General features: G+C 42.2%; 16 protein-coding genes. 8 read left to right on the forward strand and 8 right to left on the reverse strand.

Going from position 1 to position 11,905, the window contains the following annotated elements:
• From SU86_RS00130 to SU86_RS00145, 4 genes are all read right to left on the reverse strand, one after another.
• Positions 1–210, reverse strand: a complete 210-nt coding sequence (locus SU86_RS00130; protein WP_048186675.1) for a hypothetical protein — start codon at positions 208–210, stop codon at positions 1–3.
• A 41-nt stretch (positions 211–251) separates the two neighbouring features.
• On the reverse strand, positions 252–995 hold the full coding sequence (locus SU86_RS00135) for an SDR family NAD(P)-dependent oxidoreductase (protein ID WP_048186677.1): 744 nt from the start codon (positions 993–995) through the stop codon (positions 252–254).
• 264 nt (positions 996–1,259) lie between these two features.
• Positions 1,260–1,694: a hypothetical protein gene (locus SU86_RS00140; RefSeq protein WP_052755394.1), complete on the reverse strand. Its 435-nt coding sequence runs from the start codon at positions 1,692–1,694 to the stop codon at positions 1,260–1,262.
• Positions 1,695–1,753: 59 nt separating this feature from the next.
• On the reverse strand, positions 1,754–2,665 hold the full coding sequence (locus SU86_RS00145) for a transcription initiation factor IIB (protein ID WP_048186678.1): 912 nt from the start codon (positions 2,663–2,665) through the stop codon (positions 1,754–1,756).
• 644 nt (positions 2,666–3,309) lie between these two features.
• On the opposite strand from SU86_RS00145, the gene SU86_RS00150 reads away from it, so the two are divergent.
• Positions 3,310–3,951 (forward strand): Snf7 family protein, encoded by a 642-nt coding sequence (locus SU86_RS00150; protein ID WP_048186680.1) that lies wholly within the window; start codon positions 3,310–3,312, stop codon positions 3,949–3,951.
• 123 nt (positions 3,952–4,074) lie between these two features.
• Here SU86_RS00150 and SU86_RS00155 read toward each other — a convergent pair whose 3' ends face one another.
• Positions 4,075–4,500, reverse strand: a complete 426-nt coding sequence (locus SU86_RS00155) for a transcriptional regulator (RefSeq protein WP_420887338.1) — start codon at positions 4,498–4,500, stop codon at positions 4,075–4,077.
• Between the two features lie 279 nt (positions 4,501–4,779).
• Here SU86_RS00155 and SU86_RS00160 point away from each other — a divergent pair, with 279 nt between their 5' ends.
• The 7 genes from SU86_RS00160 to SU86_RS00190 are packed head-to-tail and all read left to right on the forward strand — an operon-like array spanning position 4,780 to position 9,529.
• Positions 4,780–5,067: a winged helix-turn-helix domain-containing protein gene (locus tag SU86_RS00160; protein ID WP_177318938.1), complete on the forward strand. Its 288-nt coding sequence runs from the start codon at positions 4,780–4,782 to the stop codon at positions 5,065–5,067.
• Between the two features lie 2 nt (positions 5,068–5,069).
• Positions 5,070–6,290: a helix-turn-helix transcriptional regulator gene (locus SU86_RS10000; protein WP_052755395.1), complete on the forward strand. Its 1,221-nt coding sequence runs from the start codon at positions 5,070–5,072 to the stop codon at positions 6,288–6,290.
• A complete protein-coding gene (locus SU86_RS00170; protein WP_048186683.1) occupies positions 6,287–7,705 on the forward strand; it encodes a coiled-coil domain-containing protein in 1,419 nt (472 codons plus the stop codon). Before SU86_RS10000 ends, SU86_RS00170 begins: the two co-directional genes overlap by 4 nt.
• 38 nt (positions 7,706–7,743) lie before the next feature.
• A complete protein-coding gene (locus SU86_RS00175) occupies positions 7,744–7,938 on the forward strand; it encodes a hypothetical protein (RefSeq protein ID WP_048186685.1) in 195 nt (64 codons plus the stop codon).
• Positions 7,939–7,974: 36 nt separating this feature from the next.
• Complete coding sequence (locus SU86_RS00180; protein ID WP_048186687.1) at positions 7,975–8,688, forward strand: 7-carboxy-7-deazaguanine synthase QueE; 714 nt, start codon at positions 7,975–7,977, stop codon at positions 8,686–8,688.
• Positions 8,685–9,239: a GTP cyclohydrolase I FolE gene (folE, locus tag SU86_RS00185; protein WP_048186689.1), complete on the forward strand. Its 555-nt coding sequence runs from the start codon at positions 8,685–8,687 to the stop codon at positions 9,237–9,239. The genes SU86_RS00180 and folE overlap by 4 nt, the downstream gene beginning before the upstream one ends.
• A gap of 35 nt (positions 9,240–9,274) precedes the next feature.
• Complete coding sequence (locus SU86_RS00190; RefSeq protein ID WP_048186690.1) at positions 9,275–9,529, forward strand: hypothetical protein; 255 nt, start codon at positions 9,275–9,277, stop codon at positions 9,527–9,529.
• Here SU86_RS00190 and SU86_RS00195 read toward each other — a convergent pair.
• From SU86_RS00195 to SU86_RS00205, 3 genes are read right to left on the reverse strand one after another with little or no spacing between them, the layout of a single operon-like run.
• Positions 9,526–10,200 carry a 7-cyano-7-deazaguanine synthase gene (locus SU86_RS00195; RefSeq protein ID WP_048186692.1) on the reverse strand — a complete coding sequence of 225 codons (675 nt, stop codon included), beginning with the start codon at positions 10,198–10,200 and terminating at the stop codon, positions 9,526–9,528. The two genes, SU86_RS00190 and SU86_RS00195, sit on opposite strands and share 4 nt — an antisense overlap.
• Position 10,201: 1 nt before the next feature.
• Positions 10,202–11,119 carry a homoserine kinase gene (locus SU86_RS00200; protein ID WP_048186694.1) on the reverse strand — a complete coding sequence of 306 codons (918 nt, stop codon included), beginning with the start codon at positions 11,117–11,119 and terminating at the stop codon, positions 10,202–10,204.
• Positions 11,116–11,874: an ATP/GTP-binding protein gene (locus tag SU86_RS00205; protein ID WP_048186695.1), complete on the reverse strand. Its 759-nt coding sequence runs from the start codon at positions 11,872–11,874 to the stop codon at positions 11,116–11,118. The genes SU86_RS00200 and SU86_RS00205 overlap by 4 nt, the downstream gene beginning before the upstream one ends.
• Between the last annotated feature and the right edge of the window lie 31 nt (positions 11,875–11,905).

Raw genomic sequence — 11,905 nt, forward strand, 5'->3', positions numbered from 1 at the left:
CTATTGCGCAAGTTCTGGCTTTAGTGTCCAAGCTATTCCAAGGGCAACAAATGGAATTGAGATCAGACCCAAAATCTGAATCAGCGTGAATAGTTGTGGCGTTGCCTCTTCTGGTACATTATACAAAAACGGCAATGGAATTGCGATGGCAAACCAAATGGTAGATAATAATATGATGGTCTTTGCACGCCTTTTCTTTAGGGATTCCAATGTCTTTGCGTGATCTCTTTGGTATTAAATTGATTTGGGACTTATTTTATGGATTCGCCGCCATCAAGTGGCAAAATGGCGCCAGTAACCCAGGATGCATCTTCCTCTGATGCAAAATAAAGGGCAGCCTTTGCAACATCATTTACGGTTCCAAACCTGCCTATTGGATAGGCAAAATTCATCATGTCTCTAGTTGCCGGCGTTGATAAAAACTCGGATGTCATGCCGGTTTCGACGACGCCAGGACAAATACAGTTGACGCGAATCTTGCTTTTCGCATATTCCAAAGCCCAACACTTTGTTAGCAAAACCAAGGCTGCCTTTGATGCAGAATATGCATCCGCATTAAAATTCTCGTATGCCTTGATTCCAGCAGATGATGCGATATTGATTATTGCACCGCCGTTTTTTTGCAAATGTGGTATGGAATATTTTGTAGCATAAAATGCGCCATTGAGGTTTACATCCAATACATCCCTCCATTCCGAATCAGAAATCTCATGGAGCAGCTTGATCTTGGGAAATACTCCTGCATTATTCACCAAAATGTCCAGCCTGCCAAATCTTTCAATTGTCTTGTTTATGAGACTCTGAACATCAGACTCTTTTCTAATATCTGCCAAAACTCCAAATGCGTCAAGCTCTAATGTGGCCTTTTCCAGATTCGTCTTGTCCTTGCCGGAAATCACAATGCTTGCGCCATTAGCTGCAAACTCTTTTGCGATTGCCTTTCCAATTCCTCGGCTTCCACCAGTGATCAGTGCAATCTTTCCTGAAAGCTTCATTTCCTTTCCTGGAATGGTTCTGCTAATATCGTTGTTTGAAAAATATGTGCAAAAATTATTTCATTATATGTGGTATCATGATGTAAAAATTCATACTAATTCTTAAATAACATAAATTCCTATATGAAATGATGCGAAAGGACATAAATCCTATCGACTAAGGGGTGCGTGACCCAGTAGAACTAATTTGTGTCCTGCAAGCGCATTGGCGCTATGGATAAGAGAGGTGTTCTCTCATGTTCTACGTCTGGGGTCACGCCGAACCTATTTTATCAGATAAATCGAAAACGGGCCCAAAACGTTTCCATGCGGGTTTATTGTTATTTGTAGTTCTTGATCATCTAGAATCTCTATTTTGTTTTGGCCCAAATACTCCCAGGTATAGTATTTGCCAATGTCTCCATGTTCGGTTCCCTTTAGCTCAAACTCTTCTGAGAATGAAAATGTCGTACCGCTCAGTGAGACACCAAGTGTTTGCGGGCTGTCCCCATTTAGAACAAAACGAAACTCGTATTCTCCCTTTTTGATTGGAAATGTCTCTACAAAAATCCCGTCTGTGTATTGCTTTGGATCAGCTAGCCTTGCATGGTAGATTTGCTCGCGCCCAGTGTTATCTGATGGCGCAGTCAAAATCAGGCCAAATACAACAACCAGAGGTGCCACCGTTAAAATCAAACCAATGAGATTTTTCTTTTTCACAAATTCACCAAAATTACAATTCCTATTAAAATTTGCAAAAAACAACAAAAAGAGAGGTTTTAGAGCTTTAATGCTTCTTTGAGACCCTTGTACCTATTTCGGATGGTAACCTCAGTTACGCCTGCTGCCTGGGCAATGTCTTTTTGGGTTTTGTTCTCGCCAAGCATCACGCAAGCCAAGTACAAAGCAGCTGCTGCAAGTCCCATTGGATCCTTTCCAGCAGACACTTCAATTCGGCTAGCCTCCTTTAGGAATTCAAGTGCTTTTCTCTTTGTCTTTTCAGACAAGTCAGCAATGCTTGCAATTCTTGCGACTCCCTTGATTGGATCGACTACTGGCATCTTTAGGTCCAGTTCTCGCAGGAGCAATCGATAGCATCTAGCTACGTCTTTTCGTTTTATGTTGATTCCATTTGCCACATCGGTCAGAGTCCTTGGGGTCTCTGTATTTCTGCATGCTGCATACAAAGCAGCTGCAACTAGTCCCGGAATTGAGCGTCCTCTGACAAGCCCTTTGTCTAGTGCCTTTCTGTAGATGTATGCAGTCTTTTCTATGACTGCATCAGAAAGTGCCAGCTTGTCCTTGAGTCTGTCAAGTTCCGAAAACGCCTGTCTAAAGTTTCTATCCACTGGTTCGTGGACTTGACTTCGCGAGTCCCAAGTTCTTAGTCTCTCGATGGTGCTCTTCATTGAAGATGTCAATGGTTTTCCAGATGCGTCTTTGTCAGCTTGGCCGATAATTGTTGCAAGACCCATGTCGTGCATTGCAAGTGAAGTTGGTGTACCGGTTCGAGTGCGGTTTTCTCCTTCTTCTTTTGAAAAGGAACGCCACTCTGGACCTTCTTCCTCTACTCGCTCGGTTGCTACAAATCCGCACGTGTTACAAAACATCTCGCCTGTGCTACCATCTGTTAGCATTGCGCCTTTTGCGCAACGAGGGCAACGGTCGCTATTTCGTGCTGTTTGTGTCATAAGGTGTAATCCATTTTTGGATTCTATATATAAACATTTAACAAGACTTATCTATTATACGCATACGAAAACCGTTTTTTGGTTTGATTTTATTCGTAGAGTGGAAATGTTGGTTCACAATGTCATTTTTGATCATTACTACCAAGACAACTTCGCACTTTTGCAGTACAAATTTTTTTCGTAGCTTGCAAAATTAATTCCAAGAATTTTTTCCTTGATTGAATCACACCGTAGAATGATTTGCAAGATTTTTCCCAACTCAGTTTTTTCCCTGAAAACTTTTTTTGTCAAAGCTCATATCAATAGATCACATACCATCTACGGATCAATTACCTGATCTTTGATCTTGGAGCTTGAAAGATCCGAAAAACGTAAACCTTAAATACTATATATAGAACGGACTACTATAAAAATGGAAACATGTCCATTGTGTGGCGAAGAAGTCACAGCAAATCACGGAGTGCACTCCCATATCAAAAAGATGCACCCACAAAGCATTCTAGCCCAGTAAACTAGGCGAATTGTTTTTTATTTTCTCTATCGCTCCTAGCCTCGGCTGAATTAGGCTCAAAAGTTTCGCATTAGATCTTTTGGTAAAATAGATTTCACACCTTTCGATTTCAATAAACTACAGTAAACCAGCCATGACAAACTTCCAGAACTCATGGTCCAAACCATCGACACCAAGTGTATCTGAAAAATTGGGCGACGTCCTCAAGCCAAAAGGCGCATTAAAGCCAAGAATTGAGCAGGCAGTAAAAGGCCTTCACAACCAAATCTCAAAGCTTGACGGAATGCTGACCAAACTAAAGCAAAGAGAGGAAAAACTGTTCCAAAGAATAGTTGCAGCAACCCAAAAACACGATACTCACACTAGCAAAGTTTTAGCAAACGAACTAGCCGAGGTCCGAAAGGTCTCAAAGATGCTAGGAAATTGCAGAATGGCACTAGAGCAAATCGAACTAAGACTAACGACATTCAGCGACCTAGGAGACACAGTAGTCACAATAGCACCAACAATCGGCCTAATGAGAAGCCTCAAGTCTTCGCTTGGCAAGTTCATGCCAGAGGCAGACCACGAACTAGGTATGATGACCGAGATGCTAAATGGACTAATGACAGAGTCCTTCTCAGGCGAGGGTGCGTTTGGCATGGATCAAACAACCAACGAAGAATCCGAAAGGATTCTAGAGGAAGCAGCAGCCGTTGCAGAGGCGTCAGTTGGGGACAGATTCCCATCAACGCCAGTCAGCGCAAAGTCCGCTACCTCGACAAGATACCTCTAAAGTATCTCGTTTCCCCTTTTATTATTCCAAAAACTGTCTGTTATGGCATGGTATCAAACCGAAATCTCTAGACGAATTTTGCTAAAAATGACCGTTTCGCTATACGTTCCGCTATGAAATACCCTAAGATTTGGGTCTTGATTCCTTGATTGCCTTGACCTTGTTTGCCTCGCCTTCGACTACACTGTCTATGCTGGCTAGCTTGCTTCGTAGGTTACTTATTAGGGCACCAACCTCATCTGCCTGGCTCTCCACTTGGGCGCGTTTATTGGACAGGTCCCGTATCCCACGACCCTCCTCTTCTATGTATTCACTGACTTTGACTAGTTTTTCCTTCAAATTCTGAATATCAACGGATTCATCCTCGATCTCCTTGACTAGCCTGGTTCGTTTGTCCTTTAGACTCTTTATCATTAATCCTACGTAATCAATTGCTTCTTCTAGCTTGGCACGCTTGTTCATCAAATCCCCAATACCTATCTCAGAGCCAGATCCTGTCTGTTCCGCTATGCGTTCCGCTTCGATTTTGGGTTTTTCCTGCTCTAACATACCTGTACTTTGTTGGGATTCCTCGGTCTTCTTAAATTTTTCAAACATGTTGTATCAGTTATGGTAGATAATGCCATTTTATTCCTAATAAAGATAAAGTAAGACAAAATCCCACAACTAACAAAAATTTCCAACCCATGTTTTTGGATTGTTTTTTCCCCCGCATCAAAATATGTCAATTTTTGGGTGTTCCAACCACCCGAAACGCGCATTCCGCTATACGTTCCGCTGTGGGGTTTCAAAATGTCCCTAATCTATGTAGCTCACTATTACTATAGCATGTCAAAACAACAATACAGGTCCGAAATGGGCATAATGGGAGATATCCTCAATGTCACCATGGAAGGCGGCAGACAGGGAACTATCGTCTCTGCAATATCCAGACGAGCAAACCTTTCGCACTATGCCGTAATAGACAAGTGTGAAAAGCTCTCTACAGCAGGCTTGGTCCAAACCGTAAAAACCGACAAAAACCGACTATATACAATCACTGAAAAAGGCATCGAGTTTGTCCAAGAGTTCCGCAAGTTCCAATCCGTCCTAGATGCGCTGAATTTGAGGTATTAACCATGAAAAACCAAGGGGCAGTACTCTGTATCCAAGAAGACATACCCAACATTGAGGGAATGCTTTTTGTAAGGATTACAGATATCCTCATTAGAATGGTAAAAGCACCACTAATAGCTATAGGCCTTCTTCTTACAGTAGTACTGCCTGCACAATCTTTTGGTTCACTTCGAGCCGTTGACTTTACAATTTACCCAGATGGCACTACTCATATTTCTCAACAATCATCCGCTGATCCAACCGAGCCAGAACTCAAGGTTCCACTCTTTGGTAAATCTATTGATAATTTTGTAGTCCAAGACGAGGACGGCTTGCTCTTATCGTTTGATATTGATAGCAAGGGAGCAACAATTCAGACTTTTGGCGCATCTTCCGTCACTGTTGCTTATGACAGCTATGATCTAGTATCAAAGAAGGGCAAAATCTGGACCTTTGCGGTAGACTCGCCAGTTGACTATACTGTAACAATGCCAGACGAATCAACCGTAGTCGATATTGCAAATCCAGATAACATTGACTCCATTAATGAAAAACAACTCTCATTACTCAAAGGCAAAAACCAGATAGAGTATTTCTTTAGCACATCAGGTCCTGCGCTTTCTGCACTAAATGCAATCAATGACGCAAAGACGCTAGTTGCAGAAGCAGCAACTCAGGGAATTGATGTAAATGCAGTGCAAGAAAAACTAGATCTGGCAGTATTTGCATATGACAATAAAAAATACACAGATGCCGAAGATCTGGCACTAGAAGCAAACGCATTGGCTCTGCAAAAAATAGATGAGCACAAAACCAATCAACCAACAGAAAACCCAGTCAACTGGCTAAAAGACAATGTGGTTGGAATCGCAACCTCGATTGTGGCAATCGGTGGTGCAGTAACCACACTCACATTAATTCTCAAAAAGACCAAAGGAGCAGTCCAAAAGACAATCAAGCCATTGCTGAACAACAAAGATGAGGATTCCGAGCCTGAACCAGAGGTAGATGCGGACGAGCTGGTCACTCAAGAGATGAGGGAAGATGACAAACAACTGGTCTCGTATTTGGAGAAAAACGGCGGCCAAGCCTTTGAGCGTGATCTGAGAAAGAAATTCCTCTTACCCAGAACCACAATGTGGCGTGCAGTAAAACGACTTGAACGACAAGGTATTATTGAAATAGAGAAAAAAGACTTTCAGAACTTGGTTCGACTAAGGAAAAAGGAGGAGTCACAACAATGAAAACCATACTAACTATGGCATTATTTGCACTAGTTGCTAGCATGATGGTAGCACCAGCATTTGCAGATTCCAAGCTGGACTCTTTTGTAAATTTGGCAAACCAGGCAAGAACACAAGTAAAGATTCAGCTGGACAAGATGCCTTCGGCACCTGAAGAGGCAAAATCTCTGTACGCAATGGGAGATTCCGAGACAGAGCAGCTGATCGCGTCTGTCAAGAAAGACGATGCCGCAGAGGCAAAAAAGCACTTTTTGGCAGCAATGAAGGCATTCAGACAAGTCACACAGATTTTCTCAGAGCCAACGCCAATGGCTGCAAAAATAGCAACACCTCCACCACAGGCAGCACCAGTTCCAGAATTTGACTATGCAAATGCGCTCAAAAGATTTGAGGCAAATATCAACATACTAAAGGCAAGTGCCAACAAGAACAACCTGCCGGTTGACTTTAGCAGATTTGATAATCTACTCCAGACTGCAAAAACACACCTTGAGAATGACGATATGGCATCACTGGAAAAAACATTCGTAGAACTAAAGAACGCTGGCGCAGAACTTCAAACCACAATCAAAAACATGGTAAAAGAGCGCTCCAACACAAGAGCTGTCTCTTTTGCAAACAAGTACATTACAAAAATAGATGCAGTTTTGGCTCAGGCCAAAGAACTAAACCTCTCTGAGGAGCAAATTGCCAAGCTCCAAAAGGCACGAGAAGAATTAGCATCTGCAGGCGACCCAACCCAGATGGTCATCAAAATAAGACACGTCTACCAGATAAACTTGGATCTGCTGGATGCCAAGAACCAGAAAATCCTCTCAGAAATATCCAAGCTAGAAAGCAGACTGTTGCTTTTGGAGCCAAAAGTAGACGATACAATACGACCCAAATTTGATTCGGCAAGATCGATTTTGGCCTCACTAAAAGACCCAGCATCAACTGACGATCCAATAAAGCTACTAAGAGCATTAGACTCTGCAATCAGAGAAATCGAGTCCTATTTGTTATCATTACAAGCTCAACCCACGGCAAACACTCAAGCAGCAGAAACGCCAAAAGAAACCCCAAGGGAATCATTCCAATTATCGGATACAAGACCTCAGACTGAGGCACTAAAGGCAGAAACAAAAGATACCAAAACACAAGACAAGGCAGACAAACAAGACCGCCAAAAAAACAAAGACGCAAACAAAAAGCAACCATCCGAAGTCTCCAGAATCGAGGCAAAGCTAGCAGAACTGGAACCCCACATTGACGAGAACATCAAGCCAAAGTTTGAATCTGCAAAATCAATGCTTGCAAAGCTCAAAGAGACAGGCGTAGAGCCCAAAAAGACAATCCGTGCAATCAATGCACTGATTGATGAAATAACCCAATATGTCGAATCCTCAGATTCTGAGGACGATGACAGATCCTAACAAAACTTCATATAGATTTTGAAGAACAGCAAATTTGCATGGGATCAAAGCAGATTTCTGTCGGCGTTGGCATACCAATGATTATAGTTGGTGCACTGATGGCGTTTTTGTGGGCACCGACCAGCACAGAGTTCTTTGAGACAATCGAATTTGTTGGAGGATTGATCGGAATCTTGGGCGTGATCTTTTTTGTTGCAGGCCTCATGTATACAAAGCAGCCGGTAATCTCCTAGTCTGAATTAAATAATGAATCCCACTAGTCAGGCTACTTGAAAGTCAGACTGTTTGAAATATTCACATCACTTGAGGGCGAAGGCATTCTTTATGGAACAAAGACACTTTTTGTAAGGCTGGCAGGATGCCCCTTTACCTGTTTTTACTGCGACACCAAAGAATCACTCCCAATGGATTCTGGCCAAGAATATGAGATCAAAGATGCATGCTCTTTGATTGAAAAAAACCTAGTAGACAAAACCTACAAGGTGAATTTCACCGGAGGTGACCCACTAGTCCAAGCAGAGGCAGTGTCCGAGATGGCAAAATTCATCCAATCAAAAAAAATTCCAACATATTTAGAATCGTCCTGCTTTGACTCTAAAAAATTTGCCAAGGTCTTACCTTTCATTGATTATGTAAAAATCGAGCTAAAGACAAAGGACTCTGATTTTGTCGATCCAAAACATTATTCCACGTTAATAGAAAATGCACTGGAATGTCTCAAGCAATCGATTGCGGCAAAAAAACCAACTTATATCAAAATTGTGGTATCATCAAAAACAGAGCTGGACACATTTTCAGATTTGGTGGATAAAATTTTCAAAACCGTTAGCGCTAGGGATCTTAAGGGTTTTATAATACAGCCGACCTATGGTGTAGCAGAGCCAACATTGCAAAAACTTTTGAGCTTTTATGATGCGACTTTTTCTCACTATTCCGAGGTACGTGTAGTACCACAACTACACAAGCTGATAGGTGCTCCATGAACAAAGACAGAGTAAAGAAGCTAGTGCGCGAGCTAATCATTGAATTAGGTGAGGATCCAACACGCGAAGGTCTGCGAGGCACACCAGACAGAATCGCAGACATGTATGAGGAGATCTTTGCAGGCTATGACTCTGATTCGGAACTATCAGTCCAGTTCTCAGAGGACTCTGATGCAGTGGTGGTAAAGGACATCAAATTCTATTCAATGTGCGAGCACCACATGTTGCCATTCTTTGGAAAGGTAAGCATTGCGTATTTACCAAGTGGCCGTGTCTTTGGTGTATCAAAGCTGGTAAGACTGGTGGAAAAATACGCAAAACGACTCCAAATACAGGAGCGAATGACAAAAGACATTGCCGATGAGCTACATGCGCAAGGAGTCAAAGGCGTAATGGTATTATCTGAGGCAGAGCATCTCTGCATGAAAATGAGAGGAGTCAAAAACGACGCAACCATGACCTCTGCTGCATATAGAGGATTTTACGAAAGAAAGGAAAACCGCGAGGACGTGGTTGCCATAATTCGCAACGCAAAATCATCACTTCTTTGAAAAAGATAAATAATCAAGTGCAAGGTTAGCTTTTCGTGGGAGCACACAATAACGTTCACATTCCAGGAGAATCTTGGCCGCACTTTACATGGCTTGCAATAGAATTCTTCATCACCTTGGCAGTTGGCGCACTTTCCTCACGAGAGATAGTAAATATTATTGCAAAAGAGGCAACACCTGATATGCAAAACTGGTACTTTTTTGGAATAATTGCCGGAATTATCTTGGCATGGTACATGGGAATCAGACCGTTAGTGTTTAAGAGAAAAATTCTGGAAACTCGTTACTAGGCCAGATATTTCGTTTTGTCTTTGATCTTTGCCTGAATGAATGCGGCCTTTCTGTTATTGCAGGACTCACATTCTCCGCAGTGATATTTGGAATTTGCATAGCAGCTCCATGTCTGAAAGATCTCCTCACCAAACTTCTCATAGCCAGTCTTTACAAGTGTGCTCTTTGATATTCCAGCAGAATATGGCGACCAGACTTTGATCCTGTTTCTGATTCCAAGCCTAATTCCATCAATTTCTCCCTGATTCAGCGCAGCCTCTATTTTTTTTGAAAAAGCCGGCCGGCAGTCTGGATATTTGATGTCATCAGTGTGCGCACCATATGCCACAAGGGATGCCTTCAGAGAAAAAGCCCACGCAGTAGCAATTGTGACAAAAATTGCGTTTCTAATTGGCACCACAATAGAATACTCAAACTTTGATGGCAATGATTTTTTTGTACTGGTAAGAACATTGCTGGTGCCATAAAGCGCTTTCATGAAATCCAGTGGAATTATTTTATGCTCTTTTAGATGCAATGCCTTACCTACCTTTCTTGCGGCCTCTAGTTCCTTTGATGCCCGTTGGCCATACGAAAATGTAATTCCGTACAATTCGTATTGCTTTGATAAATGTGCCCCAAGGCACAACGAGTCCAGTCCGCCACTACAAATTACGACTGCTTTTTTCAATTTAGATCGTCTTTGCGCCACTACTTGGCTTGCAGATCACAACGGTGCAGTCTGTCTTTGCTGAGGCAAATCCCTTTTTCATTGCGTTTGCAATTTTGTTTAGGTTTGATTTTTTTGTGGCAAACGAAATCACTGACGGTCCTGCGCCAGATATGGTAACACCTAGTGCGCCTGCTTTTAGAGCATTTTTCTTGACGCTGCCAAATCCAGGTATCAGATGAGCCCGTGCCGGCTCGACAATCACATCCTGGATTGATCTGCCAATAAGTTCAGAGTCTTTTTGCACAAATCCTGCAACAATTGCGGCCGCATTAGAAAGATTAGTTACAGAATTAGACAATGGGACTTGTTTTGGAACGACACTACGAGATACTTCTGTTTTTTTCGCAGGAACTATCATCTTTGGAACCGCTACCACAAGTCTTAGATCCGATGGAGGCAAAATCTTGATCACATCTAGCGGCTTTGTTCTTACTATGACAAATCCGCCCAGAACAGATGCGGATACATTATCATAGTGGATGGAGCCTGCACTTGCACGCTCGCCAACCCCCGCACACTCTACCAAAGTATTTCCGTTTAGCTTTAGTCCAAATAGTTTGTCAAATGCAACTGCTGTAGCAGCTGCCGATGCTGCACTACTTCCCATCCCAAATCCTGCAGGCACTCCTTTTTTGATTTTAATTTGAACTCCACTTTTTACTTTGAATTTTTTCTGCATGTACTGGACAACTAGTCCTGCAGTGTTTTTTGCAGGAGAAATCGGAATGGAATCATTCGTGATTATGGTAATTCCGCTTTTTTGTTTTGTTAGTGTAATGGTATCATAGAAGGCATCCAGTGCCAGACCGAACACGTCAAAGCCTGGTCCCAAATTAGCAGTGGATGATGGGGCTTTTGCAGTAACTGAATGCATCAGTCCTCTGTTTCCTCCCCTTGGTTAAGAATTCTGCTCAGAGCACCCTGCAAGTTTACCATTCCCTCACCTGTTACATTTGAGACTGGAATCAAACCTTGGGCAAACCCAGACAAGTTCAGGCTGCGCAAAATGTTTGTCACCAAAACATATGTTTCGCCGTCTGCCTCTGTAGATATCGCATTCTCAAGTGTCTTGAGATTTGTAGTCCATCGTAAAATCTCCGATATCTTATCTGCAATCAAGTCTGTTTTGGTTAAAACATTGATTGCAGGAATTCCCATTCTCAATCTTATTGATGTTGCCAATAACGCCATTGATACAAAATTAATTGCAGTTGTCACTAAAACCCCGTCATACAAAAACAGTGCAGTCTTTTGGTCTGCTCTAAAATTATCTATAAAATATGGGCCGCTGGTTCTGTATGCAAACAATTCGATTTGGCCGGGTGTATCAACTATGAGATAATCTGGATTTATCTTGTCTGCCTGGTCCTGTATGTCATCAAGCTTTGCAGCAATTAGATCACTTGCCATCATCAAAGCACCATTTGGCCCAAGATCATATTGTTTCATTATGGATACAATATCAATAGAATCTCTAATGTCAATGTCTGGAGTGTATGGGAGCGATATCACACCTGGATCCAGATTCAAAATTGCGGCAAACGCTCCATTTGCGGTATAATATTCATGAATTTTTGATGCAAGCAATGATTTTCCAGCACCAGCAGTTCCAGCAACAAAAATTACTTTCAATTTCTGGATGTTAGAGTTGTTGGCTTATATT

The sequence above is a fragment of the Candidatus Nitrosotenuis cloacae genome (assembly GCF_000955905.1).
Lineage (GTDB): Archaea > Thermoproteota > Nitrososphaeria > Nitrososphaerales > Nitrosopumilaceae > Nitrosotenuis > Nitrosotenuis cloacae.

Coding starts and splice junctions, on each gene's coding strand:
- SU86_RS00170 (WP_048186683.1), top strand. CDS start 6,287: ATGAAAACCATACTAACTATGGCATTATTTGCACTAGTTGCTAGCATG.
- SU86_RS00150 (WP_048186680.1), top strand. CDS start 3,310: ATGACAAACTTCCAGAACTCATGGTCCAAACCATCGACACCAAGTGTA.
- SU86_RS00175 (WP_048186685.1), top strand. CDS start 7,744: ATGGGATCAAAGCAGATTTCTGTCGGCGTTGGCATACCAATGATTATA.
- SU86_RS10000 (WP_052755395.1), top strand. CDS start 5,070: ATGAAAAACCAAGGGGCAGTACTCTGTATCCAAGAAGACATACCCAAC.
- SU86_RS00135 (WP_048186677.1), bottom strand. CDS start 995: ATGAAGCTTTCAGGAAAGATTGCACTGATCACTGGTGGAAGCCGAGGA.
- SU86_RS00145 (WP_048186678.1), bottom strand. CDS start 2,665: ATGACACAAACAGCACGAAATAGCGACCGTTGCCCTCGTTGCGCAAAA.
- SU86_RS00155 (WP_420887338.1), bottom strand. CDS start 4,500: ATGTTAGAGCAGGAAAAACCCAAAATCGAAGCGGAACGCATAGCGGAA.
- folE (WP_048186689.1), top strand. CDS start 8,685: ATGAACAAAGACAGAGTAAAGAAGCTAGTGCGCGAGCTAATCATTGAA.
- SU86_RS00160 (WP_177318938.1), top strand. CDS start 4,780: ATGTCAAAACAACAATACAGGTCCGAAATGGGCATAATGGGAGATATC.